Annotated in this window: 38 protein-coding genes and 1 pseudogene; 11 read left to right on the top strand and 28 right to left on the bottom strand. The window is 37.4% G+C overall.

Going from position 1 to position 26,201, the window contains the following annotated elements:
- Nucleotides 1-22: 22 nt before the first annotated feature.
- From ACZZ95_RS11900 to ACZZ95_RS11985, 18 genes are all read right to left on the bottom strand, one after another.
- Nucleotides 23-904, bottom strand: coding sequence for a PorP/SprF family type IX secretion system membrane protein (locus ACZZ95_RS11900; protein ID WP_463469187.1), 882 nt, complete (start codon nt 902-904; stop codon nt 23-25).
- 26 nt (nt 905-930) lie between these two features.
- Nucleotides 931-2,169, bottom strand: a complete 1,239-nt coding sequence (locus ACZZ95_RS11905; protein ID WP_463471662.1) for a T9SS type B sorting domain-containing protein — start codon at nt 2,167-2,169, stop codon at nt 931-933.
- Between the two features lie 4 nt (nt 2,170-2,173).
- Nucleotides 2,174-2,869, bottom strand: a complete 696-nt coding sequence (locus ACZZ95_RS11910) for a DUF11 domain-containing protein (protein WP_463469188.1) — start codon at nt 2,867-2,869, stop codon at nt 2,174-2,176.
- Between the two features lie 32 nt (nt 2,870-2,901).
- Nucleotides 2,902-3,279, bottom strand: a complete 378-nt coding sequence (locus ACZZ95_RS11915) for a DUF11 domain-containing protein (RefSeq protein ID WP_463469189.1) — start codon at nt 3,277-3,279, stop codon at nt 2,902-2,904.
- Nucleotides 3,254-3,730, bottom strand: a complete 477-nt coding sequence (locus ACZZ95_RS11920) for a DUF11 domain-containing protein (protein WP_463469190.1) — start codon at nt 3,728-3,730, stop codon at nt 3,254-3,256. Before ACZZ95_RS11920 ends, ACZZ95_RS11915 begins: the two co-directional genes overlap by 26 nt.
- Nucleotides 3,636-3,902: a DUF11 domain-containing protein gene (locus ACZZ95_RS11925; RefSeq protein ID WP_463469191.1), complete on the bottom strand. Its 267-nt coding sequence runs from the start codon at nt 3,900-3,902 to the stop codon at nt 3,636-3,638. The genes ACZZ95_RS11920 and ACZZ95_RS11925 overlap by 95 nt, the downstream gene beginning before the upstream one ends.
- Nucleotides 3,880-4,374 carry a DUF11 domain-containing protein gene (locus ACZZ95_RS11930; protein WP_463469192.1) on the bottom strand — a complete coding sequence of 165 codons (495 nt, stop codon included), beginning with the start codon at nt 4,372-4,374 and terminating at the stop codon, nt 3,880-3,882. The genes ACZZ95_RS11925 and ACZZ95_RS11930 overlap by 23 nt, the downstream gene beginning before the upstream one ends.
- Entirely contained in the window at nt 4,334-4,789 is a 456-nt protein-coding gene (locus tag ACZZ95_RS11935) for a DUF11 domain-containing protein (RefSeq protein ID WP_463471663.1), read from the bottom strand. The genes ACZZ95_RS11930 and ACZZ95_RS11935 overlap by 41 nt, the downstream gene beginning before the upstream one ends.
- Nucleotides 4,725-5,099, bottom strand: coding sequence for a DUF11 domain-containing protein (locus tag ACZZ95_RS11940; protein WP_463471664.1), 375 nt, complete (start codon nt 5,097-5,099; stop codon nt 4,725-4,727). Before ACZZ95_RS11940 ends, ACZZ95_RS11935 begins: the two co-directional genes overlap by 65 nt.
- Before the next feature lie 102 nt (nt 5,100-5,201).
- A complete protein-coding gene (locus ACZZ95_RS11945) occupies nt 5,202-5,867 on the bottom strand; it encodes a DUF11 domain-containing protein (protein WP_463469193.1) in 666 nt (221 codons plus the stop codon).
- 33 nt (nt 5,868-5,900) lie between these two features.
- Nucleotides 5,901-6,617, bottom strand: a complete 717-nt coding sequence (locus ACZZ95_RS11950) for a DUF11 domain-containing protein (RefSeq protein WP_463471665.1) — start codon at nt 6,615-6,617, stop codon at nt 5,901-5,903.
- Nucleotides 6,529-6,807 (bottom strand): hypothetical protein, encoded by a 279-nt coding sequence (locus ACZZ95_RS11955; RefSeq protein WP_463469194.1) that lies wholly within the window; start codon nt 6,805-6,807, stop codon nt 6,529-6,531. The genes ACZZ95_RS11950 and ACZZ95_RS11955 overlap by 89 nt, the downstream gene beginning before the upstream one ends.
- Nucleotides 6,782-6,988 carry a DUF11 domain-containing protein gene (locus tag ACZZ95_RS11960; protein ID WP_463469195.1) on the bottom strand — a complete coding sequence of 69 codons (207 nt, stop codon included), beginning with the start codon at nt 6,986-6,988 and terminating at the stop codon, nt 6,782-6,784. Before ACZZ95_RS11960 ends, ACZZ95_RS11955 begins: the two co-directional genes overlap by 26 nt.
- Nucleotides 6,989-7,128: 140 nt before the next feature.
- On the bottom strand, nt 7,129-7,293 hold the full coding sequence (locus tag ACZZ95_RS11965) for a hypothetical protein (RefSeq protein WP_463469196.1): 165 nt from the start codon (nt 7,291-7,293) through the stop codon (nt 7,129-7,131).
- Nucleotides 7,251-7,415: a hypothetical protein gene (locus ACZZ95_RS11970; RefSeq protein ID WP_463469197.1), complete on the bottom strand. Its 165-nt coding sequence runs from the start codon at nt 7,413-7,415 to the stop codon at nt 7,251-7,253. The genes ACZZ95_RS11965 and ACZZ95_RS11970 overlap by 43 nt, the downstream gene beginning before the upstream one ends.
- 16 nt (nt 7,416-7,431) lie before the next feature.
- Complete coding sequence (locus tag ACZZ95_RS11975) at nt 7,432-8,463, bottom strand: DUF11 domain-containing protein (RefSeq protein WP_463469198.1); 1,032 nt, start codon at nt 8,461-8,463, stop codon at nt 7,432-7,434.
- A complete protein-coding gene (locus ACZZ95_RS11980) occupies nt 8,411-8,749 on the bottom strand; it encodes a hypothetical protein (protein ID WP_463469199.1) in 339 nt (112 codons plus the stop codon). The genes ACZZ95_RS11975 and ACZZ95_RS11980 overlap by 53 nt, the downstream gene beginning before the upstream one ends.
- Before the next feature lie 327 nt (nt 8,750-9,076).
- Nucleotides 9,077-10,141 (bottom strand): PKD domain-containing protein, encoded by a 1,065-nt coding sequence (locus ACZZ95_RS11985; protein WP_463469200.1) that lies wholly within the window; start codon nt 10,139-10,141, stop codon nt 9,077-9,079.
- A gap of 158 nt (nt 10,142-10,299) precedes the next feature.
- Here ACZZ95_RS11985 and ACZZ95_RS11990 point away from each other — a divergent pair, with 158 nt between their 5' ends.
- Nucleotides 10,300-10,431 carry a hypothetical protein gene (locus ACZZ95_RS11990; protein WP_463469201.1) on the top strand — a complete coding sequence of 44 codons (132 nt, stop codon included), beginning with the start codon at nt 10,300-10,302 and terminating at the stop codon, nt 10,429-10,431.
- On the opposite strand, the gene ACZZ95_RS11995 is transcribed toward ACZZ95_RS11990, so the two are convergent.
- The 5 genes from ACZZ95_RS11995 to ACZZ95_RS12015 all read right to left on the bottom strand — a co-directional run bounded on the left by ACZZ95_RS11995 (nt 10,423) and on the right by ACZZ95_RS12015 (nt 14,554).
- Nucleotides 10,423-11,967, bottom strand: a complete 1,545-nt coding sequence (locus ACZZ95_RS11995; protein WP_463469202.1) for a PKD domain-containing protein — start codon at nt 11,965-11,967, stop codon at nt 10,423-10,425. The genes ACZZ95_RS11990 and ACZZ95_RS11995 overlap by 9 nt on opposite strands.
- Nucleotides 11,968-12,671: 704 nt before the next feature.
- Entirely contained in the window at nt 12,672-12,809 is a 138-nt protein-coding gene (locus ACZZ95_RS12000; protein ID WP_463469203.1) for a hypothetical protein, read from the bottom strand.
- 1 nt (nt 12,810) lies between these two features.
- Nucleotides 12,811-13,332: a hypothetical protein gene (locus ACZZ95_RS12005; RefSeq protein ID WP_463469204.1), complete on the bottom strand. Its 522-nt coding sequence runs from the start codon at nt 13,330-13,332 to the stop codon at nt 12,811-12,813.
- Nucleotides 13,333-13,836: 504 nt separating this feature from the next.
- Entirely contained in the window at nt 13,837-14,358 is a 522-nt protein-coding gene (locus ACZZ95_RS12010; protein WP_463471666.1) for a bestrophin-like domain, read from the bottom strand.
- Nucleotides 14,285-14,554 carry a hypothetical protein gene (locus tag ACZZ95_RS12015; RefSeq protein WP_463469205.1) on the bottom strand — a complete coding sequence of 90 codons (270 nt, stop codon included), beginning with the start codon at nt 14,552-14,554 and terminating at the stop codon, nt 14,285-14,287. The genes ACZZ95_RS12010 and ACZZ95_RS12015 overlap by 74 nt, the downstream gene beginning before the upstream one ends.
- An 820-nt stretch (nt 14,555-15,374) precedes the next feature.
- Here ACZZ95_RS12015 and ACZZ95_RS12020 point away from each other — a divergent pair.
- From ACZZ95_RS12020 to ACZZ95_RS12055, 8 genes and pseudogenes are all read left to right on the top strand, one after another.
- Nucleotides 15,375-16,645, top strand: a pseudogene (locus ACZZ95_RS12020) (alkyl/aryl-sulfatase); the annotation flags it as partial.
- 48 nt (nt 16,646-16,693) lie between these two features.
- The gene (locus ACZZ95_RS12025) at nt 16,694-16,828 is read left to right on the top strand and encodes a hypothetical protein (protein WP_463471796.1); all 135 of its coding nucleotides are present in this window, start codon (nt 16,694-16,696) and stop codon (nt 16,826-16,828) included.
- Nucleotides 16,825-17,112 (top strand): alkyl sulfatase C-terminal domain-containing protein, encoded by a 288-nt coding sequence (locus tag ACZZ95_RS12030; protein ID WP_463469206.1) that lies wholly within the window; start codon nt 16,825-16,827, stop codon nt 17,110-17,112. The genes ACZZ95_RS12025 and ACZZ95_RS12030 overlap by 4 nt, the downstream gene beginning before the upstream one ends.
- Before the next feature lie 211 nt (nt 17,113-17,323).
- Complete coding sequence (locus ACZZ95_RS12035) at nt 17,324-18,052, top strand: hypothetical protein (RefSeq protein ID WP_463469207.1); 729 nt, start codon at nt 17,324-17,326, stop codon at nt 18,050-18,052.
- A gap of 77 nt (nt 18,053-18,129) precedes the next feature.
- A complete protein-coding gene (locus tag ACZZ95_RS12040) occupies nt 18,130-18,687 on the top strand; it encodes a DUF2490 domain-containing protein (RefSeq protein WP_463469208.1) in 558 nt (185 codons plus the stop codon).
- 339 nt (nt 18,688-19,026) lie between these two features.
- Nucleotides 19,027-19,425, top strand: a complete 399-nt coding sequence (locus ACZZ95_RS12045) for a helix-turn-helix domain-containing protein (protein WP_463469209.1) — start codon at nt 19,027-19,029, stop codon at nt 19,423-19,425.
- The gene (locus tag ACZZ95_RS12050; protein WP_463469210.1) at nt 19,403-19,834 is read left to right on the top strand and encodes a hypothetical protein; all 432 of its coding nucleotides are present in this window, start codon (nt 19,403-19,405) and stop codon (nt 19,832-19,834) included. The genes ACZZ95_RS12045 and ACZZ95_RS12050 overlap by 23 nt, the downstream gene beginning before the upstream one ends.
- Before the next feature lie 26 nt (nt 19,835-19,860).
- Entirely contained in the window at nt 19,861-20,031 is a 171-nt protein-coding gene (locus ACZZ95_RS12055; protein WP_463469211.1) for a hypothetical protein, read from the top strand.
- 334 nt (nt 20,032-20,365) lie between these two features.
- Here ACZZ95_RS12055 and ACZZ95_RS12060 read toward each other — a convergent pair whose 3' ends face one another.
- On the bottom strand, nt 20,366-20,497 hold the full coding sequence (locus tag ACZZ95_RS12060; RefSeq protein WP_463469212.1) for a hypothetical protein: 132 nt from the start codon (nt 20,495-20,497) through the stop codon (nt 20,366-20,368).
- Between the two features lie 324 nt (nt 20,498-20,821).
- Nucleotides 20,822-21,508, bottom strand: a complete 687-nt coding sequence (locus ACZZ95_RS12065) for a hypothetical protein (RefSeq protein ID WP_463469213.1) — start codon at nt 21,506-21,508, stop codon at nt 20,822-20,824.
- Between the two features lie 924 nt (nt 21,509-22,432).
- On the opposite strand from ACZZ95_RS12065, the gene ACZZ95_RS12070 reads away from it, so the two are divergent.
- Both ACZZ95_RS12070 and ACZZ95_RS12075 read left to right on the top strand, forming a co-directional pair.
- A complete protein-coding gene (locus ACZZ95_RS12070) occupies nt 22,433-22,924 on the top strand; it encodes a hypothetical protein (RefSeq protein WP_463469214.1) in 492 nt (163 codons plus the stop codon).
- Between the two features lie 716 nt (nt 22,925-23,640).
- Entirely contained in the window at nt 23,641-23,772 is a 132-nt protein-coding gene (locus ACZZ95_RS12075) for a hypothetical protein (RefSeq protein WP_463469215.1), read from the top strand.
- Between the two features lie 362 nt (nt 23,773-24,134).
- On the opposite strand, the gene ACZZ95_RS12080 is transcribed toward ACZZ95_RS12075, so the two are convergent.
- From ACZZ95_RS12080 to ACZZ95_RS12090, 3 genes are all read right to left on the bottom strand, one after another.
- Entirely contained in the window at nt 24,135-24,413 is a 279-nt protein-coding gene (locus tag ACZZ95_RS12080; RefSeq protein ID WP_463469216.1) for a hypothetical protein, read from the bottom strand.
- A gap of 1 nt (nt 24,414) precedes the next feature.
- Nucleotides 24,415-25,314 (bottom strand): hypothetical protein, encoded by a 900-nt coding sequence (locus ACZZ95_RS12085; RefSeq protein WP_463469217.1) that lies wholly within the window; start codon nt 25,312-25,314, stop codon nt 24,415-24,417.
- A gap of 284 nt (nt 25,315-25,598) precedes the next feature.
- Nucleotides 25,599-26,009: a hypothetical protein gene (locus ACZZ95_RS12090; RefSeq protein WP_463469218.1), complete on the bottom strand. Its 411-nt coding sequence runs from the start codon at nt 26,007-26,009 to the stop codon at nt 25,599-25,601.
- Nucleotides 26,010-26,201 lie beyond the last annotated feature (192 nt).

Here is a 26,201-nt window from a genome sequence, read left to right on the forward strand (position 1 = left end):
TTTAGGCCTTTTTTGCGTGATACTAATTCAAAACGGAGCATAATTTCGTGTGTCTGCTATTATAGTTTTGAAGTTCTGTTGTGGTATAATCATAAGAATACCCCACATTAAACTGAGGTGTTATTTGTATAGAGGCCAGCCCGCTTACAGAATCCGATGTACGATAAGCAACACCTAGACTGACAGCGTTATTGAACATAAAATTGGCCGATAAATCTGCAATTAAAGGCGCACCCGAAACATATTTAAGTAAAACAGCGGGTTTAAATTTTGTATGAGCCGAGAGGTCAAAAACAATTCCTCCAATAAGATAGACATGTATGCGTTCATTCATCAGATCTTCGGCAATATCATCATAATCGTACCGCTCCTTGGTCATAAAATTAGGCACGGCCAAACCAATATAATCCCTTTCGCCATGCCAGTACAAACCAGCTCCCACGACAGGAAGAAATTTATTGGTAATGTTTTCACGAAACTGAACATCAGGATCTCTGTAACTGCCTTTTGTCCAGTCGATATTGATAACTCTTCCTCCGCCTTTGATACCAAAAGACAATTTATGGGTCTGGCCTGATTGAATGGTATAAGAAAAATTAGCATCGATATACTGCTCTTCAGAAGGGCCGATTTCTTCACTTACCACAGACAAGCCCAGACCAACATTTTTACCGATGGGCGTATCAAGTGTAAAGGACTGCGTACTGGGAGCTCCTTCAAGCCCGACCCACTGTGTTCTATATATTCCTGTTATGGCCAGATGTCCCAAAGAGCCAGCATACGCAGAGTTAACACTCAGCGTATTATACATATACTGTGTGTACTGCGGATCCTGCTGTGCAAGAGCGCTGTATACAGAAAGCATGGTAATTGCGGTGAAAATCTTTTTTATATTTTGAATCATAGCCAATTATTATTTTGGTTATTCTGTTATTTTAAATAAAGCCATCCTGATGTTTTTGGAGAACCGTCTCCTAAATCAAGGATATAGAAATACGTGCCTTCGGGAAGTGTTTTGGCAGATCCGTCAGCCTTTCCATCCCATGTATTATCATACCCTTTTTTGAAATAAACTAAATTGCCCCAGCGATTGAATATTTCTAACTGATTATCCGGATACTGCGTAATACAATCGATATAGAAAGTATCGTTCTGTCCGTCGTCATTTGGTGAAAACTCGTTGTAAATTTTCAGACAGCTTGGAGCAATTGTGGCACTGTCTTCATTGTTGGATGAATTGGTGTCTAATTGGTCCATTTTTACAAGACGGGCAGTATTGATATAATCATTCACATCCAGTACTTTGGCATTGATAGTCAATGTTTGTGAACCTTTAGGCAATACACTCGGAACAGCCCAGATTCCAGTCGAACTGTTATAAGTTCCAGAAGTCACAGTGAAGCTGTTCAGAGCATATCCTTTTGGAAGAATATCGCGTATCTCCACATTTGTTGCGGTTAGATTTCCGAGATTTTCAGCTGTTATTGTAAAATTGACTTCGCTGTTCATTGGAACATCAGTTTTATCGACTTCTTTATTTATGGCAATATCGGTTGAGGGGATGTTGATGAATTCCGAATCTTCGTCATCTTCACTCTGGTCTCCATTATCATTATCAGGCTTACTGTCAGGATCAAAATGATTGGTTGCAGTTACCTGAGCGGTGTTAAGATAGTCGTAGCTGTCCAGGCCATTCGGGCTTGAAACAGTTGCTTGATAACTTAATGTAATACCGCCCACAGGAACCGTTAGATCTACCCATTTTATGGTATTGTCGCTAAATATTCCCCCATTATTAATGCTGGAAATCGAATGATATCCCAGCGGAATAATATCCTCAACGGCAACTCCACTTGCGACGGCTGGGCCTGCATTATTTAGCTGAAGGGTAAAAGTTATGACTTCATTTACATTCGCATTTTTATTGCTGGCTGTTTTTTCTAAACTTAAATCGGCAACTGCAACATTAATGAGAAGACTATCATAATCATCTTCAGTAGTGACACCATTGTTTGGTGTCGAATCAGGATCGGGAAGATTACTGGCTGTAATTTCGGTTGTGTTGGTGTATTCGCCAGTAACTCCTGAAGGAGGATTTACTCTGGTGTAAATATCCAAAGATTGTGTTGTACCATTAACAACATTTCCTGTATTCCAAATTCCTGTTATATAGTTATAAAGAGTAGCTTGTTGGACTGCTTGTTAAATAAGTAAATCCTGCCGGCAGTAAATCTTTAACAACAACACCGCTTGCATCTCCGGGCCCGGAATTAGTAACGGTAACAGTAAAAATAACAGTTGAGCCAACATCCTGAACGGCATTACCCGAGAGGACTGTTTTACTAATAGATAAATCGGCCGTAACAATTACGGGCGTTACCGATATGCTGTCGTAATCATCCTCAGTTGTGATGCCGTTACCAGGAGTACTATCGGGATCAAACTGGTCTGAAGTCATTATTTCTGCGGTATTGAGGTACTCATCTGCCTGTCCGGTCGGATTTTTCACAAAAGCATTTATCAATAAAGTATGGCTGTTTCCGGGTAAAATAACCCCCGCATTCCAAAGTCCGGTGGTACGCTCGTATGCTCCTGAAGTAGAATTATAGAATTCATAATCATATCCAGACGGCAGAATATCCTTAACAGTTATTCCGGTTGCTGTGCTGGGGCCGGAATTAGTTACGGTAATAGAAAATGAAATTTGCGATCCTGCATTTGGGGTAAGATTATTATTCAGCACTTTTTTCTCTATCGAAAGATCCGCAACAGCCGGAACAGGTGCTAAAAGTACAGAATTGATGTCATCTTCTCCGCTGGCATTGTTGTTGGGAGTACTGTCAGGATCTAATTCGTTTGAAGCATACACCTCAGCGATATTATTATAATTGCCTGTAGTGTTTATTTTTGCAAAGCAATTAATAAAGATTCTGAATCTCCATTTTGAATGGTTCCGATATTCCACATTCCCGTTGTATTGAAATATTGGCCGGCCGTTGAGCTGTAAACAATATATTCGTATCCGCTTGGAAGCAGATCCATTACACGTACTCCAGTTGCGACCTGCGGGCCATCATTTTTTACTGTAATTTCGAAAGTAACTGTTGCTCCAAATATTGGATTTAAATTACCGCCGACTATTGCTTTAGTAAGAGATAAATCAGCCATAGGAGCAGTTGGAGCAGTAGTGGTAAGCGCATAATCATCTTCAGTAATAACTCCGTTATTTGGTGTTGAATCTGGATCAGGAAGACTACTGATTATTACCTCTGCTTGCATTAGTATAATTGCCGGAAGCATTTACAACTGCTGTTACCTGCAGGGTTTGAGAATCTCCATTTACTAAAGAGCCAATATTCCATATTCCTGTTATCGGATTATAAGTTCCTTTTGTAGAACTGAAGTTATTATAAGTATATCCAGTAGGAAGTAAATCTCTTACCTGAACGCCAGAACTATTTTGCGGACCGTTATTGGTTATTACAACTTCAAAAGTGACTTGCGAACCTATTAATGGAGCCGCATTATTTACCGTTTTGGTCAAAGATAAATCAGCGACCTGATTAATTGGAGAAGTAACAACAGCCGCATAATCGTCTTCTGTCGTTACTGCGTTATTTGGAGTGGAATCCGGATCAGGAAGCCCAGCTGAGGTAATCTCGGCGATATTTAAATAATTGCCGGTAAGATTTACAAGTGCAATTATCTGCGAGCGTTTCTGATTTCCCATTCACTAAATTACCGACATTCCATATTCCCGTTACTGGATTATAAGTTCCGGTAGAAACTGTAAATGCGTTAAAAGTATATCCATTTGGAAGCAGATCCGTAATCTGAACGTTTGTATTATCCTGCGGTCCATTATTTGTCACCACAACTTCAAAAGTAACTGGCGAACCCACTAAAGGCGTTACGGCCGCTTACTGTTTTAGTTACAGATAAATCTGATGCCTGATTGGTTGGTGTTGTGGTCGCCTCGGCATAATCATCTTCTGTTGTTACTGCGTTATTTGGAGTTGAATCCGGATCAGGCAGAGTCGCTGTGCTTACCTCGGCTGTATTTATATAATCTCCCGTACTATTTACAGTGGCAGTAATCTGCAGTGTTTCCGATTTTCCATTTACTAAATTACCGATATTCCAAAGTCCGTTAGTTGAATTGTAAGTTCCAGTTGAAAGGGTAAAACTGCTAAAAGTATAACCTGATGGAAGTAAATCGGTTATCTGAACGCCAGTATTATCATTTGGTCCATTGTTGGTTACGACAACTTCAAAAGTTACTAGAGAACCAGCCAATGGAGTTGGATTGTTTACTGTTTTAGTTAATGACAAATCAGATGTTAAAGCTGTTGGGATGACTGCTTGCCTGGGCATAATCATCTTCAGCTGTAATTCCATTATTTGGAGTTGAATCTGGATCAGGAAGAGCTGCGGCGCTTACTTCGGCTCTATTTATATAATCTCGCGTACTATTTACAGTCGCAGTAATCTGCAGTGTTCCCGATTCTCCATTTACTAAATTACCTATATTCCAAAGCCCGGTAGCAGAGTTGTAAGTTCCAGCTGAAAGGGTAAAACTGCTAAAAATATATCCTGATGGAAGTAAATCAGTTACCTGAACACCAGTATTATCATTTGGTCCATTGTTGGTTACCACAACTTCAAAAGTTACCAGAGAACCAACAAGCGGTGCAGTAGTATTTACAGTTTTAGTTAATGATAAATCAGATGTTAAAGCTGTTGGGATGACAGTCTGCCTGGGCATAATCATCTTCTGTTGTAATTCCATTGTTAGGAGTCGAATCAGGATCAGGCTGGTCGCTTGCTGTAATTTCGGCAGTATTGGTGTAATTCCCAGATGCATTAACTAACGCTGTTATCTGTAAAGTATAAGAATCGGATACAGGAATGTTTCCAACTGTCCAAAGCCCTGTTAACGAATTATAACTTCCTGTTGTCGTATTATAGGATACATAAGTATATCCAGAAGGAAGTAAATCTGTAACAGTAACACCGTCTGCCTGCTGTGGTCCCGCATTACTGACTTGTATGCTGAATGTTACCTGAGAACCAACAAGCGGCTGCGCAGTACTGACTATTTTGGTAAGGGATAAATCAGCAGATGCGGCAACAGGAACTGTTGTAACTGTCTTGCATAGTCATCTTCTGCTGTTATTCCATTGTTAGGAGTGGAGTCAGGGTCAGCAGTAGTGCTTGAAGTTATTTCTGCACTGTTGGTGTAATTGCCTGCTCGCATTGACAACCGCTGTAATTTGCAGTGTTTCTGATTTTCCATTTATTAGATTACCCACATTCCATAATCCGGTTACGGGATTATAAGTACCTGCAGAAACAGCGAAATTAGAGTAGGTATAGCCATCTGGAAGTATATCTGTTACAATTACACCAGCAGTATCCTGTGGTCCATTATTGGTTACGACAACTTCAAAAGTCACCAGAGAACCCACTAGTGGAGTTGGATTATTTACTGTTTTAGTTAATGATAAATCAGATGCCAGAGCTGTTGGAATGACTGTCGCCTGGGCATAATCATCTTCTGTTGTTATTCCATTATTTGGAGCCGAATCAGGATCAGGCTGACTGCTTGCTGTAATTTCGGCAGTATTGGTGTAATTTCCAGAAGCATTAACCACAGCTGTTACCTGCAAAGTATAAGAATCGGATACAGGCATATTTCCAACTGTCCAAAGGCCTGTCAGCGTATCATAACTTCCTGTTGTAGCATTATAGGATACGTAGGTATATCCGGAAGGAAGTAAATCTGTAACAGTAACACCATCGGCCTGCTGTGGTCCCGCATTGCTGACCTGTATGCTGAATGTTACCTGCGAACCAACAAGCGGCATGCCGCAGTACTGACTGTTTTGGTAAGAGATAAATCAGCAGATGCGGCGGCTGGAACTGTTGAAACTGCTTGCATAGTCATCTTCTGTCGTAATTCCATTGTTAGGAGCTGAGTCAGGATCAGGAAGATTCCCTGCTGTAATTTCGGCAGTATTGGTGTAATCTCCTGAAGAGTTTACAGCGACAGTAATTTGTAATGTTTCGGAATCTCCATTAACTAAATTCCCCACATTCCATATTCCCGTTGTTGGATTATAAGTTCCTGTTGAAAGGGTAAATCCGTTAAAAGTATATCCTGATGGAAGTATATCGGTAACCTGAATTCCATTATTATCCTGAGGTCCATTGTTGGTTACCACAAGTTCAAAAGTTACAAGAGAACCCACCAGCGGAGCTGGATTGTTTACTGTTTTAGTTAATGATAAATCAGATAACTGGATAATTGGCGTTGTTACAGCGGAGTCATAATCGTCTTCGGTTGTTACGCTGTTATTTGGAGTTGAATCTGGGTCGGGCGTATCGGCGCTGGTAACTTCGGCTGTATTGATATAATTTCCAGTCGGATTTACAATTGCGTTTATTTGTAATGTTTCTGATTCACTGCTTTTAAGAATATCCAATGTCCATAAACCAGTTGAACTGTCGTAAGTTCCGCTTGTTGCATTAAAACTGCTGAAAGTATAGCCCGTAGGAAGTAAGTCGGTAACAGCTACTAAGGAAGCATCTTGAGGCCCGCTGTTTGTAGTGATAATGGTAAAAGTAACTACAGAACCTACCGTTGGTGCAGTCTTTGCTGACAGATTTAGTTAGTGATAAATCGGCAGAAGCAGGAATAGGAGTTGTAACAGCATTATCTTCATCATCTTCGCTTTGATCTCCATCATCATTATTAGGTGCACTATCAGGATCTGGAAGATTACTGGCCGTAACCTGCGCGAGCATTCAAATAATCTCCTGTTGGAAGTACTCTTACATCCAGAATCAGAGATTCTGATACTCCATTATCAACTGTTCCAACATTCCAAATTCCCGTAGTATTGTTGTAAAGACCAGCAGACGAACTGTAATTTAAATATTGGTAACCAGAAGGAAGTAAATCGGTAACTTGAACACCAGCGAGCATTATTTGGGTCGCTGTTGGTAATAATAAGTTCAAAAGAAATCTGGCTTCCAACAATTGGACTTGTGTTTCCTGCCACAACATTTTTCACCAATGATAAATCGGCAGATGGTCCAATAAAAATGATTTCGGCATTGTCCTGATCATCTTCTGTCTGCGCTGTTATTGTTTGGTGTACTGTCGGGATCGGGCAGATCACTTGCTGTGACCTGCGCAGTATTGAGATAATTTCCGGAAGGATTTACAATGGCGCTGAAAGTTAAATTTATATTTGAGCCGGCAGGTAAAGACAGCTCACTCCATTGCAATCGTTGCTAGCGGCTGTTTGATACACGCCGCCATTGGATACTGATCCGGGAATTAAAGTATATCCAGCAGGAATAACATCTTTTACAGCGGCTCCTGTTGCATTTCCAGGACCTAGATTCACTACGTTTATGGTGAAGTCAACTTGGCGCCTCTTCTGCCGCTGAAGTAGGTGAAACCGTTTTTGAAAGTTCTAAATCTGCCGATTGCAGTGTAACATTTGCTCTTGCAAGATCATCTTCTATTAATCCATTTCCCGGAGTACTGTCAGGATCTCGCTGATGGGCAGTTTGTATTTCTGCCGTATTGATGTAATTGGCCGGTGTGGCAACATTTACTTTAGCGGTAATTTGCAGTGTCAGGGTGTTTCCATTATTTAAATTACCCACGTTCCAGATGCCGGTTGTATTATTGTATTTTCCCGCTCCATTGTCACTTACATAAGTGTAGCCGGCAAGCGACTGATCTGAAACGGTTATACCCGAAGCATTATTAGGTCCGCTGTTGGTTACCCTGATAGTAAATATAACATTGTCATTTATACTTACTGCCGCTGGTGAGACTGTTTTTTGTAATGATAAATCGGCTGAGTCTAGTATTAAGGAAGCATCATCTTGATCATCTTCGGCGACAATGTTGTTATTTGGAGTACTGTCAGAATCAAATTGATCTGAGGCAATGATTTGAGCATTATTTACATAAGAGCCATTGGGTCTAATAACGGCTTGAAAACTTAATGTTAACCTACTTCCTACCGGAATAGTAAGATTGTTCCAAGTAATGGTATTGTCGCCCACATTATATTGCCCGGCGAAGTTTACGGAGCCCGGTACAATAGTATATCCAGAGGGAATATAATCTCGCACCGCGACACCAGTAGCAGTAACAGTGCCGCCCAGCGAATTATTATTAAAAATTTGGAGATTAAAAGTCACTGTATCCCCCGCGCTTCCAGTAACAGGAAGAACCGATTTGGTTAATTCAAGATCTGCAACAGAAATTATTGTCAGCGTCATGTCATTAGAAGAAACAGGACAAGTACCATTGCTGACAGTCCATCGTAAAACATAAGTGCCGGAAACAGTTCCGGAAACAGCAGAAGCTGGTGACGAACGATCATTAAACCCAACTGTACTTGGTCCAGAAACTTGAGTCCAAGTACCAGTGCCCACTGCAGGAACAGCGAGCGTTCATATTTACCGGCGTAAATTGAGGGACTGATTGGTCAGGTCCTGCATCTGCCGCGGAAGGACTGTCATAAATTGTAACAAGTACAGTATCCTGTGAAATACATCCATTTGAATTTAAGGTAGTAACAGTCCAAAGAAACTCATATGTTCCGGGTATAAGTCCAAGCATAAGAGAATTGCTTAGATTTGGAGACGCAATATTTGCTGTATTTGGTCCGGAAACCTGTGTCCATGTACCTACACCAGAAGTGACAGTTACCGCATCCATACTAGTAGCGGCAAGATCGCATATTTCTTGATCAGGACCTGCATTTGCTACTGATGGAGGTATATCGTTAAAAGTGATTTCAACAGTATCTGAAGAAGGCTGACAGAGAGAGGATTAATAAAAGGTCCATTATTTACCGTCCATGTTAATCTGTAAGTTCCCAAGGTGGTAATGTTAGATAAAGTTGTCACGGGACTATTTGGGCTGTCAATAATGACATCTCCGTTTGAAGGATCATCTGATGGACTCGCAAATGACCATGTTCCTATTCCTGATGCCGGAGGTACGGCGGCAGTTTGATAACTGGTCTGACAAGCGGCAGTATCATCAGGCCCGGCGGCGAACAGTACTTGGCGGAGTGTTCATCTCTATTCGCACAATGTCTGATAATGTTCTGCAGGAAGGACTTTGAAATACCCATTCTAAAATGTATAAGCCTGGTACTGTTAAATTTGAGACAGTAGTCAAAGGGTCAGAAGGATCGTCTATTACTGCTATACTTCCAGTCGGTTGAAGAACAAAACGCCATTGGGCTGTGGAAACATCGGCAGGAGCAGTATTTCCTTGTAAAGTAATAATTCCGCCGACATCATCAATACAAAGATTTTGATCTGAGCCTGCATCAGGAGCGGCACTGGCACCATTAAATATTTCAATTGAAACAGAGTCAGAAGATCCAGCGCAGGTAGAACCGTCAGGAAAAACGGCAGACGTAGTTGTATAAGTAAAAATATAGCTGTTCCCAGGAACAACAGTTGCATTGGCAAGATAGCTGTTGGGCGACGATTGTGTTAAAGTAACAGCGACTGGATTGCCTGTCGTACTTGTCAAAGTCCAAGTTCCTGTTGAATTTGCATTTCCAGTAAGCTGAACACTGGTAACATCACAATAATTTTGATCTGATCCTGCGTCTGCACCAGGTGTAACGACAACGATCATATCATCAAAAGTACTTGGGCAGATAACGATGTTTTTAGCAGTGGTAGTCCATCTAAAAGTATAAGTACCCGATACCAGTCCGTTAACTACAGTATTGGGATCAGAAGGATTAACAATATTGGGCTGATTTGGTGCGCCGGTAAGAACAGACCATTGTCCGCTTTCAAAAAAACTGTCGTAGGCACTTCCTGCCATGGTAACACTGGTACTGTTACAAACATTTTGGTCTGGTCCAGCGGTACCAGGATCTGGCGGAATACCTATAGTTAAATTTATATCATCAAATGCTTCACCGCATACTTCAGCATTCACAGTCCATCTAAAAATATAATAACCGCTGGTATTGAATGTGAAAACCGCGTTAGGATCATTTACACTGCTTATGGTGTAATTTCCTAAACCAGAAATTCTGGTCCAGGTTCCCACGCTTCCAGGGCTGGAGGTTGCGGCCATTGTTATTGTCTTCGCAGCAAATTTCCTGATCTGGTCCTGCATTGGCCAACGGTGGCGTATCTGCAATAGTAACTGTAACACTGCTCTGGTTTGGCAAACAGAGTCTCAGTCTATTTTCAATAGACCATGTGAAGGTGTAAGTTCCATTAGAAGAAACGATGACCTCTGTATTAGGATCTGCAGGATTAACTATCGTTACTCCAGTCGCGGGTACTACTGTCCATGTACCAAAATCCTGTGGTCGCGGTGTATTGCCGCTAAGATTAAATGTTGTTGTCCCATTAGGATAACAAGCATCTGGTCCAGCATCTGAATTGGTAGGTCTTTGCTCTATCATTTGTAGTAATCTGTACAGTATCAGAAATAGGAGCACTGCAGGATGGGCCTGGATGCAGATAGGAAATTGTCCACTGCAGTTCATAAGCGACTGCCGTTGCAGTAAATCCTGAGGCTGTAGCGTTGGGATCATTTACATTTGAAAAGGTTATCGTGCTTGGCCCGGAAACCTGGCTCCATGTACCTATTTCACCGCTTAGAGCAGGTGAAGCATCCAGCGGTACTTGTGAATTTGTGCAGACAATCTCATCAGCGCCTGCGCTTGTAACTCCTAGCGTGCTTTCAGATACATGTATAGTTATAGTAGAAATAGAAAAACCGCAAGCGACACCACCTCCCTTTGTTATATATTGAAAAACATATGATCCGGGAATAAGTCCTGAAACCTGTGTGTTTACAGCAAAACTATCTGCGATGACAGCGTCATTTGGGTCGCTTAGCTGACTCCAATAGTGCGTGCCTTGATCTGTTGAAACACCAGACAGCAGGGTGGCTGTATCTCCGCAGGGCAGACTTACATCAGATCCTGCATTTGAGGGAGTCGGTTCGCCTGAGACAAATATATTTATGGTATCAAAACCAAAATCACATCCAACAGGAAGCGAGCCATTTTGGCTTCTAATAAATTCCACAGTATAATCTCCTGGTGTAGTAAGGGTTAGGGTCAGTGAATTTCCAACATTCTGGAGTGCAGTAGGGAAAGGCCCTAAAGGCGAACCGCTTGGGCCCGCCGCAATTCTGTATTGATTTACTCCAGTTCCCGTTACCGTCAGTGGAATTGTAAATACCATAGCATCCGTGACTCCGGCGATATCATCACCATTATTTGCTGTTATAGTTCTGCTTGGGCCGTTATATTGAATATTATAGTCTTTCGTAAAAACACAGCCCGTATTTGTATTTGTAAGGGTATATCTAAAGGTATACGGATCACCAGAATCTGAAATATTGGTAACTAAGGTAGTTGGATTTGCTGGAGAAACAATTACGGCACCAGTATCTCCAGATATTTGTGTCCATTGTACAGTTTCGCCCGCATATAAAGGAGTTTGGGCTGTCAGGGTAACCTGGGTAATAGTATTATCACAAAAGAAAATATCTTCGTCACCACCTGGAAGAGTGGTTACATCCTGCGTTGCGGCAGGAACAGTAATTGTTACCAAATCATTACCAGACGCACAAGGTCCCGCAACAGTCCATCTAAAAGTATAAGTTCCTTGAACAAGATTAGAAATTTGTGTGTTATTAGAGCCTGGACTGGCAATTGTAGGAGTATTTGGCCCGCTTACAAATGACCATTGTCCATTTTGTCCGCTCAGACCACAGCCGCCGTAAGTGCCATTTAGGTTAGTAGTCTGCGTAGTGGTGTAACAATTACTTAAAGTTTGATCCGGTCCCGCAGAAACAGGAGTAACCCCGCCGTAATTGGTGACCGTTATCTGAGATGTTGTTCTGCGATAGCGCTTCGGGAGCGTACTCAGGCCCTTCAATAACCCATTGCAGTGTGGTTACACCACAGCTCGTTGGAGGTAAACTGATAGTTGATGCTGGTAAATTCGGAAAATTAAGTACTACGCCAGCATTATTAGTACCCACTATTTCCCAGTAACCCGTTTCTCCAGTATATTGAGGAGCATTAGCGGATATAGATAAATTCCCTGTAGTATTTGGACAGCTTGCTATATTACCGCCCGCACTTGCAATAGTGATAGGCTTTACATTTACGACCTTATCCTGAAAAGCCAAAACGCCATCACCACACGTTGCGCTGTATCTAAAAGTATAAGTATTTCCTCCAGTGTAACCCGTAACAGTAGTGCTCGGGCTATTTGGAGTATTAATAACAACAGCTGGTCCTGATATTTGTGTCCATAATACATTACCAATAATAGGGGAAGGATTATTTCCTGTTAAAACCAGCGCATCAGTTTCGCAGAGCGTAACATTAAGGACTCCAGCATTTACGGTACAGTTCTGTCCGTATGTACTGTTAGCGAAAAAAACAAATGTAAGTAATGCGAAACCAATTTTTTCTTAATCTTTTAATTAGTATAAATTGCTCCATAAGCTCTAATATTGCAAGGTTGGGACATACAATTTCTATTCTTCGACAGTAATTTGACGTTTGGAACCTGATTACATCAGACCATCATACTGCTTTCTTTGAGGTTTATTTGATTTTTTATTATCTTCATCATTCAAATGGCTTCTTTTTACCAAATGAATAGGAAACAGTTAATGAAGGACCATTATAGCCCCATTTAAAATAACCCTGCAGTCTTTCTTTTTCTACATCTACATTAAAATTCAGCCCTGTATAACCGACAGCCACATCAAAATTGGGCAGACACTTCGTACATAACCGATAAGTTGTAGCTTATAATTTTGCCGCTTATGTCATTTATTTTCAGCGAGAGGTAGCTGACATTTCCTGTGAGGGCCAGCTTGTCTGTAAAGGCATAACCTCCCCAGATCCCAACATCAGGCAAGGGGGCCGTAAAGTCAAAATCGTCCTTATATCCAAGTTCTGCCGTGGCGCCAACAAGACTGATTCCTACATTGCTTCTCAGGATATGGGCTCCGATCATCAGTCCCAGTTCATATTTAGGGTCAAGCGACAAAGCATACCCATAAGAGAATCGGTATATTGTGTTTTCAAAAAAGGAATTGACACTGGCGTCCACAGGATATACATGATTTCCAAATTCGATTTCTTTTTTCAGCTGGTAGGAAGTGGTTCTTTCGAGATGAAAAAAACTCAGATCAAATCGCGATCTGCGTGATGCCCGCCATTGTATGTCGGCAAGAAAGGTGCTTGACGATTTTCGAAAGCCCAGATCATCCTCAAAATCCACCGTGGTGCCGAACTCACCGTTTTGGCTTCCTACCTCTATTTTAGTGTTGTTAACCGGGATGAAAAGTCCTGCTGATACTTTAAGGCGTCTGGCAAACCAGGGCGGTACAGGTTTGGGGCTTTTATATAAATAATCCTCTGTATTATTTTCTACTGAAAATGGATTAGCTGAAGAAGAAATGCTCGCTGTCTGTTAAATCAGCCGTATGCTGGGAAAATGTAAGATTCTGCGTCAGTATAAGTCCAATAACCAGTACTGTGTTTGAAAATTTTTTTGGTTTCATAACGTTTGTTTAAATGTTATCAATTTCAAATTTCAATGCAGGGCGCTTTTCGATTAAGGGAAATGGAGATTTACACATTTCCATTTCCTTAGGGCTCCCCAATTATTTTAGTCCCTGTTCAAAGCTCTTGATTCAGTTTGTTTAGGAATTTTTCTATTTAAATCATGCAGATAAAAAATCTAAAGATTTCTTTTCTGATGGGATTTTAGTATTGTCATCTATCACGCACTGTGCCTGGCAAGTGTATTGATTGGCGCCTGATTCAGTTTCATTATGCCGGTTTCAGGGCGGTCTAAAGCAAGAATTAAAAACATTACCGAGGAAAAAATTATCGCTGTAAAAACAGCCAGAATGCTATTTTTTCTGCCGGAAATTCCAAACTGATACCCCAGCAGGAACATAGAAAATAACGTGATAATAAAAAGCACCCACAGGATGGCACCAGGGATTCTGTATTCGAATGTGAGGGTTATTCTCTTGTTATAATTCTCTACAAGGTTATTTACAGATGCTGTGTATAAGGAATAGGCCTCGGAACTTCTGTCCCGGGTCGCTAACACTTCTGAATAACTCCAGAGCGAATCAAGAATGGACTGTGATCTGGACTTCAAATTTTCCAGGCGACTCAGTGATGCGTCTCTGGCAAGTATTATCCGAAGATCTGTATATTCAATCAAAAGCTTTCTCGAAGCAGTACGAAAGGGTTCTGGAATTAATCCTGCCTGCAGATAAGTTGTTCTGATTGTAGTAACCTCCTCTAGGAGAAGCTCTTTCCTGCTCGCCGTAACGGCTGTCTACAATCTGAAAGGTAAAAGCAAGCATGAAGGCAAGCAGGCCGAGTGCCGCCCCTACTACAGAGCCGATTGGTGAATCATTTACTTCCTCATTTATTTTCCTGGTGCGGATTCCAAAATACTGCCCTGCAAGTATGGGAAGCATCACACTTAAAAAAGGTAGCAGAAACATCACTATGATCTGAAAAAAAACTGACACTGCCCATATATATCCTGTTTAAAACCTGGTACTATCTTAAACTGCCTCAGAAAATGAAATAATATTTTTTTTATAAGCATTAAAGCGGATTACTTCAAGAGCAGTACATTTGAAATGTAATTTCTTAGTCAAAGTACCGATAAATAAGTTAATTCTTAAATATTTCATATCTTCAAAATGGTTGCAAATTATAATATGAAACGTGTTTCATATTTCTGTTAGTTTAAAGCTTAAAAACATCTCATCTGAATTTTAATTTCAATAAATTTTAAAATGATATAACTTTATGTAACTGTTTGTTATGTAATAGGTTATATTTTCAAAGTTAATTTATCCTTAAAGACTTTTAAGCTAAGAACATTAAAAAAAGATAATAAAATATTCCTTTTTTTGGTTGCAAATTATAATTTGAAACACGTTTTTCCCTCACAAATTCCCTTCCTTTTTAATTTTGAAGTAATTTTAGTTGTATCATTTATTGCTATGTATTTAACTAAAATCTAAAATTATGAAAAGAGTATCAAAGACAACAGTAAGGTTTTTATCATTAATAAGCTTATTTGCTGTGATAAAAACATATTCGCAAAAAATACAAACAGACAAAAATCAAAAAGAGGCAACCAGCTTTACCCAGAAAGCAAACAATGATCTGTTATCCTATCTGCCTTTTGCCGACAAAACGGATTATGAGAATGCTAAAAGAGGGCTTATAGCTACGATTCCGGCAGGAAACATAAAAGATGAAAAAGGAAATGTGGTCTATGATATGAAGCAGTATGATTTTATTAAAGGTACTGCACCTGCAACTACAAATCCTAGTTTATGGCGCCAGAGTGAACTCAACAGTATCAATGGTTTGTTTGAGGTGAAAAAAGGTTCCATTTATCAAATCAGAGGTCTAGATCTTGCTAACATGACTTTAATTGTCGGTAAAACAGGCTGGATTATAATTGATCCTCTTATGTCTCCCGAAACAGCTAAGGCTGGATTAGCATTAGCAAACGAAAAGGTTGGTAAAAAGCCTGTTGCCGCAGTTATCATTACACACAGTCATATCGATCACTTTGGAGGTATAAGAGGAGTAGTGGATGAAAAAGATGTGAAAAGCGGCAAAGTTCCAATTTATGTTCCAGAAGGTTTTTTCGATCATGCTATAAGTGAAAACGTAATGGGAGGAAATACAATGGGGAGAAGAGCTTCCTATATGTATGGAAATTTACTTCCGAAAGATGCAAAAGGAACTTTAGGGACAGGTTTGGGACAAACAACTTCAACAGGTTTGTCTGGTATTATAGATGGTACATTTAAAATTAATAAACTTTCCGGTGAGGAAAAAATTGTAGACGGCTTAAAAGTAGAGTTTATTTACACGCCGGAATCTGAGGCGCCTGCAGAGATGATGTTTTATTTCCCTGAACTCAAAGCATTCTGCCAGTCAGAAGACATCACACACACACTTCATAATCTTTATACTTTAAGAGGGGCGCAGGTTCGTAACGGTCAAAAATGGAGTGCGTATATTGATCTGGCACTTGCAAAATGGGGAGACGATGTACAGTTTTCTTTTGCTTCTCATCACTGGCCGACCTGGGATAATAAAAACATTAAGCCTTACTGGGAAAAGCGCGATTTATACCGTTTTATCCATGACCAGACGCTAAGATTGGCCAATGAAGGCTATACTCCAATTGAGATTGCCGAGATGCTAAAGCTTCCCGAATCATTAGACAAGGAATTTTACAGCCGTGGGTATTACGGGACTTTAAGCCATGATGTACGTGCACAATATCAATTATATTTTGGCTGGTTTGACGGGAATCCTTCCAATTTAAATAAACTTACTCCTGTAGATGCCGGGAAAAAATATGTCGAATTTATGGGCGGGGCTGATAATCTTCTGTCGAATGCTAAAAAAGCGTATGATAAAGGAGAATACCGCTGGGTGGCCGAAGTGGTAAGCCATCTGGTTTTTGCAGACCCAAAAATCAGGATGGAAGAAATCTTTTGGCAGACGCTTACGAACAGCTTGGTTATGTGGCCGAATCTGGTCCGTGGAGAAATTTTTATCTTTCAGGAGCAACAGAATTGAGAAATGGGGTTAAGGTACTGCCTTCTCCAGATACTGCAGGTCCGGACATGGTTCGTGGTATGAGTACTGATTTGTTCTTTAATTTCCTTGCCATGAAATTTAAAGGAACAGAAGCTGATGCACTGCTATGAAATACAATTTTAACATTGTTCTGCCGGATGTAAATGAAAAAGTAGCTTTGATAATAGCAAATGGAGTTGTAAATCCGAGAATTGGCGGAAGCGTAAAAGATAATGTTACCGCAACTATTACCATTAACAGAAGTGACCTGAATAAAGTAAGTTTGAAAGAAGCTTCTTTTGCTGATTTACTCAAATCAAAAGCCATAAAAATTGACGGGGACCAAAATGCTTTTACATCATTCCTTGGAAAAATAGACAGTTTCAATTTCTGGTTTAATATTGTTGAGCCTTAATAATTATGACATTTTTAGAAGAGCTCTTTTTAATATCATTAGGCACTGAGCTTTTGTTTTGTAATTCTCAATAGGGGTTATGGTCGCAGATTATGATCTGCGACCAAACACCTTAAAGCCACAATTAGTACTAAAATTATGAGTCAGTTACCAAGCAAATTTTTTTTATGCTGTATTTTATTTTTCTCTTTTATCAGTCTTCATGCTCAGGATGATGTCTGCTGAATTAGCCAAGAAGCTTGCCAATCCCATTGCCAGCTTGATCAGCGTGCCTTTTCAGAACAACAGTGATTACGGTATTGGAGATTTAAAGGGAAGCCGCAATACGCTCAACTTTCAGCCGGTTATACCCATAAGCATAAACGAAAACTTAAATATGATCGGAAGGGTTGTACTGCCTATCGTTACCCAAAATAATATTACAGGGGTCGCCGAAAAGCAGAGCGGATTAAGCGATGCGGTACTTAGCGGCTTTTTCAGCCCTAAAAACACTAAAAACGGTTTCACATGGGGAGCAGGGCCTGCTTTTCTAATACCTACAGGAACAGATGATTTCCTTACTGGTAAAAAGTTTGGGATAGGCCCCACAGCTGTGGCCCTGAAGCAGACCAACGGATGGACCATAGGCGCACTGGTGAATCAATTGTGGAGCGTCGCGGGAAGTGATGGCCGCCCTGATGTAAGCCAAATGTTTTTACAGCCTTTTATAACCCACAACTGGAAAAGCGGAGCTGGTATCGGGCTGGTGGGTGAATGGACACAGAACTGGGAAGCCCGGACCACATCAGTATGGCTGATCCCAAATATAAGCGGAGTGACAAGCATCGGTACACAAAAAGTTTCATTGGCTATCGGACCCCGAGTACATCTTATTGCGCCTGAAAGCATGAGGGCAGATTGGGGATGGAGGGCTATGGTTATTTTTCTTTTCCCTAAGTGATTTATTTGTGAGAATAATCGATGGCATTCTGGTTTTATGCCCGCTGTAATTTAAGTAATTAGGATCTATTTTCTATCATGTCATTATGCAGAAATATATTTGCCTTTCTTGTTTTTATTTTGTGGTCGGCCGCTGTTGCCCAGACAGATGAATTGAACCAGTTCTGGAATCAGTATGATTTTACAAGAGACCTAAGTCAGAATTGGGTGCCGCAGGCAGATGCCGGATTTGTGTCCAGCAGTACCCCGGATGACCCTAATATGTTTCACGGCATAACACAGTTTTACCTTAGGGGATGGGTCCATTATTATGCTTTTGAAAAATGGAAATTTTCTGCCTTTATTTCTAATTATTCCAATAATAACGTTCCGGAATTAAATCAAAAAGAATCACGGGAATTCAGAACTGCCCTGCAGGTAACTTATAATGTCTTTAAGTCTCCGGCGGTTACAATTAACCTGCGGGCCAGATTCGAGGACAGACATATGGAAACTGATCAAAATTATATGGAAGCTGTTGAGCGCCTAAGATTTCAGGTGAAGGCCGTGTGCCCGTTATCAACTTTAGATGTAAATGTAAAAAAATGTATGTTTTTGCTTCCGATGAACTGTTTTTTAAAACCAGAAGCCAGGTAAGCGGTCCGGAGGTATTTGATCGTAATCGGGCAATGATAGGTCAGCGGGTTTGCTTTTTCAGATGATATTAAAATTGAAGTACTCTACGCCAATGAAATCATGCCCCGAAGCGGAACAGACAAATTGGTAAATGCTTTTCAGGTCAAAGGAGTTTTTAATAATATATTTTCCCATTTACTAAAACCATTTAAAAGAAAAAAAGAATCAGGTTGACCAGGGCGAAGGTGATTTATAATTAGGGCAACACTGGATTTAATATGGTAAAAATTAGCTGGAAATGATGCCTTGTTTTTCAATGCAAATCATATCGCTTGTAACATTATATAAAAATTATAGGCTATGAAGTTAACATCAAAACAAAAGAAGCTTTATTTGGCAAAAATAGAAAAGGCCCTGACCAGCAATATGCTCTTTTTGAAAAACGAGTTTTCCCTGCCCGATCTTGCGCAAGAGACAGGGATTACCCTTCATACTATCTCGTATCTAATCAATGTGGAGATTAATCATCATTTTACCGATTATATTAATTTAAAGAGAATCGATTATTTTAAAACAAAAATTAATGATGCGGACTGGAAAGATCTAAAGACCGAGGAATTAATGCTGTTTTGTGGCTTTAAATCAAGGACAACAGGTTACAGGGCATTTAAAAAACATGTAGGAATTACTCCATCGGAATATTTAAAATTGTACAGGCAAGACAGCACAGGCCTTATTGAAACTATACCACAGGTTTAGAGAATCAGAAGTAAATCACATTTTTAATTTTAAAATTTTCATATGCAAGCAGGCCAGATTCATTCAAGGATTTATTTTAATTTTTAGTTTCACTCTTCTTTTTGTCCCTGATTGTCTGGCGCAACAAACCAGGGAGCCATTTGTTGCCCATCATCAGTTATCAGTTGTCCTTAGCCATGCCCATGTCTTTGAGGGGAGGGACGATCAGGGAAATAGGGAAGTGCTCTCATTGCCCTCATGGGCAATTGATTACACCTATCATTTTACAGGCAAATGGGCCGCTGGTATCCATACCGATTTTATTATAGAAAAATATGCAGTTCAAAAAAACCTGACCAGTGACCAGGAAAAGAAACAATCCAGCGCAACTATCCCATTGCCACGGCCATCGTTGGGATTTATAAGCTAAATGAACACTGGAGTTTTTTACTTGGAATGGGAGGTGAGTTTGCCAAAGAGGAAGATTTTCTGCTCACCAGGGCTGGTGCTGAATATGGATATGAGTCGCCAAAAGGATGGGAGCTCTTTGGAAGCCTGGGTTATGATTTCAAATGGAATGCTTATGATACCTGGACTATTGGTATTGGTATTGGCAGGAGTTTTTGATGAAAAATTAATGGGTTTTCCTAAATGAGGTGCCTTTATTATTTATATTGGGTATCTAAAAGTTTCGAACCTAAACTCGCTACACCTTGATTTTTTTGGATTTCTTGTTTTCAAAAACAACATGTGCCACGATTCTGCCACAAAAGTTAGATTGGGTGAAAAATTTACAAAATTCTACTTCGTACTTCGTGGAAGAAAGGGTATCAAGTATAAAAACAATGTTCCCCGACTCTGCCACAAAAGTGAAACCAGTGAAACATCGGTAAAAATTCGCCTTAACTTTTGTGGAAGATACCGTTCAAGTCCAGAAGAACAACGCTTTGGTTCTACTAAATTACTTTTTGTCTTTTTCCGTAATTGCTTTACTAAGTGTGTCAATTGCTTTATAAATATTTTCAAATGTTTCTAGATATAAATTTTGCTCTTCCTTTTTATATTTTATTTGTAAAGAAGTAGTATTTTGCATTTTTCTCAATAAGAATAAAATCAATATCATCGAATACATTGTACAAAATACTATAAAAAGACCCGTTATCCCAAAAGTTACAAGCGAATTTTTATAAATGAAAATAAAACCTACTATTAAAAGTATTGGAAAAAAATAGACTAAAAATCTTGTACTAAATGCTATGAATTTGTAATGTTCAAAATTGACTATAAAGGCTGGCAGTTTTTTTGAAATTGTAGTTATCTTTGAAATAATTTCGACTGAGAATAAAATAAGGAAAAATACTACTACATATGGATAATTCACCTTCGTAAAATTTATAATTACCTCGTTGGTCATAGATTATTTAGATTTTGATGTTAATAATTTAGTGTGGTTAATTTCACTGTTGTTAATAACTAAGGTTACTATTTTTTTATCTTTGTTTTGACTCAAGACAAAATACTTGTCATTCATAAAATAAACAAATTTTCCAATTATAATTTTGTTTCCTTCATTCATTATAATTTCAATATCATTAGTTCTATATGATTTGATTATATTAGCATCTTTAGTTGCTTTACTAGAATAAAAATAGAAAGCAAGTGCATACATTATAATAGCGACAGCATACATATATTTTTTGCCTGTTATGGTTCCAAAGAATGTTTTTACAAATTCTAAACTAAATATTACGAATAAAAATATTATAGTTGCTAAAATGTACCATATATCTTCCGTATTGTAAACAAAATATAACAGAGCTAATGCAAGAGATATGTACAGTATTCCATCAGAAAGAGGAATTACTTGTTTATTAGCCGATATAAGGTCAAGAACGCGATGAAATACAATTATGACGACAGCAATTATCAACCAAGTAGTTGATATAATTTTTTCTATTGGAATGTCAATAAATGAACTATCGATGTTTAAACTAGTAAAAAATGTTTGCCAGTATAGCCAACCTAATTGATATAGAATAATACCACCCACAGCAATTATTTTGCTCAAATCAATTACTGACTTTTTAGAAATTTGTTCGGACATTTTGTTTGTTTATATTTTTATAAAAGTAAGAGTAATAATTACTTTGCCAAGATAAATTTATTAACATAAAAATTTTAAATTCGAGTATAAAAAAATTTCTATGAAAATAAAAGGTATTACAATAATATTTATTCTAGCATTTTTCATTACGTTTATAATAAATTTTGTAGATTTTAAATTTAATACATATATAGTTCTAGAAATGTTTGTTAATGCTAACTGGAAAATTGCACTTGTAGGAAACTGAAAGAAACAACCTTGTACTTGAGTATTCCGAATATGAGCTTAAAGAATAAATTTCAATTAAAATAAAAAAGCTTGGGAGCGATCCGAAGCTTTTTTCATTCTAGCGAGAACAAGACTCAAATATGGAAAATGATTATCCATCAATACATTATTGAGGCGTACATCCGATTTGAACCTAAATCGATAAACCTAAATATTATTTATTTATTAAATTTATTAAATGTGCGGAGCCATAATCCTGCCATGAAAATTAGAACGAATAAAAATGCATAATTTTTTGGCTTAATTTACCTTAGGTTTTTAAGGTAGAAAATCTATCAAGACTTTTTAAAGAGTTTTTTTCAATATCGAATATTTTATTACCATGTTTAACTTCAATTTTAGCTACTATAGTTTTTATCTAATATATTTACCTCTAAAATTTGAATTATAAATGGAAAACTCAAAAAATAACATTGTAATTAACATTGCATCTATTACAACAATTAGCGGTATTGTTCTGTATCAATTTGGATGGTTGTATTGGAGATTCTTCTTTAAGCGATTTAATATTGATTCATCAATGATAGATATGTCCTTTATAAAAATTATTGCTACTACATGGACTAATATATTATTAATTCTTTTTTTGTTTGTTTTGCATCATTTAAAGAAATTGTAAAAAAAGAAGTTACATTAATGAATGCTGTAATTGCACTTATAGTCTCGTCATCTTTTATGATCTATAGTCTTATAGATGATAAAACCTATAAAATGATAACGGTTGGAATTACACTGATCATTGTGTTGATTTTATCATTTACAAAACATTCTATAATTATTTCTAGAAAACTTTTTATATATATTATGATAGTGGGGAGTTACGTAATTTCATTTTTCTATTATCCTATACTTGCAATCGAAAATGCTGATATCTTGAACAATGATTATTCTGAAGATGTTACTTTCATAATTAAAGATGATAATGCAAAAGTTTTCGGAAAATTCATTTCGCATATGGAATCAAAATACTTCGTTCTTGTTGAAAATAGTGATTGCGAAAAAGTAGTTAAAATTTTAAATGATGAGGATATAATTACTGTAGAACTTGTTAAAAATGATAATGTTTTTGATGATTTGATTCGTAAAATTCCTAAGGTTGGTGCACCACTACCCGCAACAGGTCCATAATCTTTCAGAGATTATTTCGATAAAGTTTGGAGAAGCCAACCTTTATTTTTCTTCGACTCTGATCGGTTAGGAAATTATGAGTAAACGTATTTGAAATTAGCAAAAAAAGTTCCTTTGTTTAGAATCAAAAGCGGCTTTTTTGCACAGTCGGCAAATTTTCTCCAGAATTCCCCATTTTCGTCAATATTTTACATCCCGTTTCGAACCTAAACTCGGCAAACGTTACTTTTGCTGAGTTTTTGGTTTTTCTTATTCCACTGTAGCAAGTTTCTGCCACAAAAATGAAATGGTAATATTTTGATAGATTTTAGGTTAGTAATGTTTCGAACTTAAGGTTGCAAGTGTCTGTTTTATAGTGTTGTAAATTGTATTTTCTATCTAGGTGCACCGATTTTGCACCTAGATTTAAACATATCTATTGAATAATTTATTAGTCCTCAATACTATTCTTAAATATAATGGATCCTAAACACTTGAAGCTATATTTAACTTAATTTTTTTGTCAATATTCATTGTGCCATATTGTGTCACAAAAATTGAATACGGATAAACGATAAAATTTTCTCTAATTAATTATTGTTAAAATGATATCCAGAGCACTATTTCTATTAATTAAAGATCTAAATTTCTAAAAATGAGATTTAGCAAATGGTAATGAACACTTAAAAGTTTTAAAGTAAATTAAAATAATTGTATTTGTGGTTAAAATAATTATTATGACACTATTTAAGAAATCATCAAAAACGGAAGATACTGGGTTAAGGGGAACTTACGAAGGAAGATTATTTGTAGATAAAGCAGTATTTTATAAGAGACCAGAAGTACAAGCTGCTATTAAACAGTTATAAGATTCTCCTGTTGCAAAAGCACACATTAAGACTAATAAAGGATGATGCCTTATAACCTTCTACTACTTCCTGTAATGGCAGGTTATTTTACTTCAATCTTTACAATAAAAAGGATTATATAATTTTATTAGAGATTAATATGAGAATTCTTGTTTATTGAATTGCTTACGATATTGAATTTTTGTTTGACGAAATTTGTTAAATCTATGGCGAGCACAAATTAGGTATCTCTTTCAGTTGTAATTAGAATGTCCGAGAAGTGTATGGTTTAGTAAAATATTATAAAATAGTGACCCAGATCCAGATCTTTAGAATGTATTAATTACATAGTTAAACAACTTTAAAAGTGAAGGAATGCCTGATTATGTTCTTTTCCAAATTGACTTGGCAATTTCTTCAAGTTCTAAGATTTTTAAATGCTCACTTGGAATTTCAAGATTTGCATTCTTTTTTGTTTTTGCTTGGATTAATTTTTTGAGTGCTTTATATACGGTTTTTCCATGTGAGAATCTTAGCTTATTATTTGAATATAGTTGTTCAAGTGCGATATGTAAATGTGAAGATTTGTTCTTGTACCTTTCTCCAAATTCTTTATTTTTTAGTAAACCAATAGATTTTTCCTCTGCAGTTTCAAAAGCCATTTCAATTAATTGTCGTTGCCTCTTCAATTCCTATCTCTGGACAAGAATTGTTAACATGAAATTTGTTAATGTAATGACTTTCAATATCGGTTCCAAGTGTAATAAACAGATGCGTTTCAATTTCCTTAAATTGTAACTGTAATTTTTTAATTTCATCATCAGTCAAATAATCTCTATCTCGATGCACAATTATTTTGATATCTGGAAGTCTTTGTCTAACAAAGGCAGAAAATAGTTTTACAGTTCCAATTTGATCGCAACTTTCATATGATAAAATTAAAGTTTCTGAGATTTTAAAACCATTTGACGCGAGTATAATTTGAGTTAATTCGGATGATTTGCTATCTTCGGTCAATACGAAACACTTTTCGTTCCCTCTAAATTCCTTAATTTTCTGCTCTAAAATAATTTGAGAAGTTATGCGTGCTCGATCTGGATATAGGAATTCAAAAATTTCTTTTATGTCGTTTTTCGTGATTTTTAAATTTATCAACATCTTTTCTTGGACATCAATAATCTGTAATAGATTATATTTTCTTTGTGAAATAATTATTTCATGAAAAGTTTTAACATCACCTTTGTGTTTTCTTAATGCAGAAACGTTTGCAAGGAATTGGAAAAAAATGAAAGAAACCATGCTCATCGACATGTAATATTTCGTTAGTTCGATGACATCTTCCACCTTAAAATAATTCTTTTCTAAAAGATAGTCTGTTTCAAATAAGTAAAATAACCCGTTTCTGATACTGCAAAGTGTCTCTTCCGTATTTTTTTTGGATTCAGTATCAGGTAAATAATATCCACTTTCAATTTGTGGCCCAATTTGATGAAATGGAGAAGTTTCGTCAACAAACCATTTTTCTTCTATTCTTTTAATTGTTCCCAGAGCGACTATAATCATTAATCTTTCTAAAGGAGTGCCAAGTAAACGCTGGTATATTGAGATATTCCAATATCCAGTTTTCTTATCTTTATCAAAAGTTATGTCACCGCCTAAATATACCTCGTAAGTGAATTTATCGACTAGTAAGTTTTCGGCTTGTATAATTTTTTGATACTCTAAGGGATTTTATTATTTTTTCGAACTCATTTGATAGTATAATTTATTGAAAAGCAAATTTTAACTATAATGTATAGATTTCATAGTTTTAAGTTTTTAAATATTTAAATAAAAATAAGTGAATATTAAAAACCTTTTTCGCTATTTACATTAAACTTTAAATTTTCAGTAAGTTTTCTGATGTCTAATGTTTCGTCTTGATTACCTAATTTGAAGTAATAATTTATTTTTTCGCCCCAGATAATATCTGCGATTGAATTTGCTTGGATTATCAATTCATTTAAATCTTTTTCAAAATTCATGAATTGATCTAATTCTAAATCTTCAGAATAATTTAAATGAGCAATTCTTTTATTGCGATGGTCATTTTTTAGTTTCCCTAAATTACGTCTGTATAATTTCAGTAATTGATTTAATTTATCTTTTTTCTTTTGATCTTTAAACGTTTTATTAATCTGTTTAATAGCTTCTCTGAAAGAAAATTTGGAACTATCGTCATCTAGATTTGTTAAGTGAAGAATTATACCATTTTCCATATATCGCAAAGCAACTAGTTCCTCGAAAATATGGTGTCTACTAGTGTTTTGGAAAAGATATGTGAACCGGTTCATCTTCCTAATAAAAAGATGTGATAAAATATTCAAATCAATAATCTCAACTTTTAAAGATATAAAATGATCTTTTTGCTCTTGTGAAAGCATAGTATTTGGATTCTATAGATATTAGAT

This window comes from Flavobacterium sp. AC267, from assembly GCF_979258715.1.

Bases quoted from the DNA above. Each gene is read 5' to 3' on its own strand.
- ACZZ95_RS11945 (WP_463469193.1), bottom strand. From the start codon at position 5,867: ATGCCGCTTGTTGGTTCGCAGGTAACATTCAGCATACAGGTCAGCAAT.
- ACZZ95_RS12030 (WP_463469206.1), top strand. From the start codon at position 16,825: ATGAAATACAATTTTAACATTGTTCTGCCGGATGTAAATGAAAAAGTA.
- ACZZ95_RS11985 (WP_463469200.1), bottom strand. From the start codon at position 10,141: ATGGCCGCAACCTCCAGCCCTGGAAGCGTGGGAACCTGGACCAGAATT.
- ACZZ95_RS11955 (WP_463469194.1), bottom strand. From the start codon at position 6,807: ATGCTCGCGCAGGTTACGGCCAGTAATCTTCCAGATCCTGATAGTGCA.
- ACZZ95_RS11915 (WP_463469189.1), bottom strand. From the start codon at position 3,279: ATGCAAGCAGAGGTAATAATCAGTAGTCTTCCTGATCCAGATTCAACA.
- ACZZ95_RS11990 (WP_463469201.1), top strand. From the start codon at position 10,300: ATGACCTCTGTATTAGGATCTGCAGGATTAACTATCGTTACTCCAGTC.
- ACZZ95_RS12045 (WP_463469209.1), top strand. From the start codon at position 19,027: ATGAAGTTAACATCAAAACAAAAGAAGCTTTATTTGGCAAAAATAGAA.
- ACZZ95_RS12035 (WP_463469207.1), top strand. From the start codon at position 17,324: ATGATGTCTGCTGAATTAGCCAAGAAGCTTGCCAATCCCATTGCCAGC.
- ACZZ95_RS12080 (WP_463469216.1), bottom strand. From the start codon at position 24,413: ATGGCTTTTGAAACTGCAGAGGAAAAATCTATTGGTTTACTAAAAAAT.
- ACZZ95_RS11920 (WP_463469190.1), bottom strand. From the start codon at position 3,730: ATGGGAAATCAGAAACGCTCGCAGATAATTGCACTTGTAAATCTTACC.
- ACZZ95_RS11960 (WP_463469195.1), bottom strand. From the start codon at position 6,988: ATGCTCGCTGGTGTTCAAGTTACCGATTTACTTCCTTCTGGTTACCAA.
- ACZZ95_RS12070 (WP_463469214.1), top strand. From the start codon at position 22,433: ATGAATGCTGTAATTGCACTTATAGTCTCGTCATCTTTTATGATCTAT.
- ACZZ95_RS12055 (WP_463469211.1), top strand. From the start codon at position 19,861: ATGGGAGGTGAGTTTGCCAAAGAGGAAGATTTTCTGCTCACCAGGGCT.
- ACZZ95_RS11930 (WP_463469192.1), bottom strand. From the start codon at position 4,374: ATGCCCAGGCAAGCAGTCATCCCAACAGCTTTAACATCTGATTTGTCA.
- ACZZ95_RS11900 (WP_463469187.1), bottom strand. From the start codon at position 904: ATGATTCAAAATATAAAAAAGATTTTCACCGCAATTACCATGCTTTCT.
- ACZZ95_RS12015 (WP_463469205.1), bottom strand. From the start codon at position 14,554: ATGCTTCCCATACTTGCAGGGCAGTATTTTGGAATCCGCACCAGGAAA.
- ACZZ95_RS12060 (WP_463469212.1), bottom strand. From the start codon at position 20,497: ATGCAAAATACTACTTCTTTACAAATAAAATATAAAAAGGAAGAGCAA.
- ACZZ95_RS12075 (WP_463469215.1), top strand. From the start codon at position 23,641: ATGACACTATTTAAGAAATCATCAAAAACGGAAGATACTGGGTTAAGG.
- ACZZ95_RS12065 (WP_463469213.1), bottom strand. From the start codon at position 21,508: ATGTCCGAACAAATTTCTAAAAAGTCAGTAATTGATTTGAGCAAAATA.
- ACZZ95_RS12090 (WP_463469218.1), bottom strand. From the start codon at position 26,009: ATGGAAAATGGTATAATTCTTCACTTAACAAATCTAGATGACGATAGT.
- ACZZ95_RS11980 (WP_463469199.1), bottom strand. From the start codon at position 8,749: ATGGATGCGGTAACTGTCACTTCTGGTGTAGGTACATGGACACAGGTT.
- ACZZ95_RS11935 (WP_463471663.1), bottom strand. From the start codon at position 4,789: ATGGAATTACAACAGAAGATGATTATGCCCAGGCAGACTGTCATCCCA.
- ACZZ95_RS12040 (WP_463469208.1), top strand. From the start codon at position 18,130: ATGTCATTATGCAGAAATATATTTGCCTTTCTTGTTTTTATTTTGTGG.
- ACZZ95_RS12085 (WP_463469217.1), bottom strand. From the start codon at position 25,314: ATGATTATAGTCGCTCTGGGAACAATTAAAAGAATAGAAGAAAAATGG.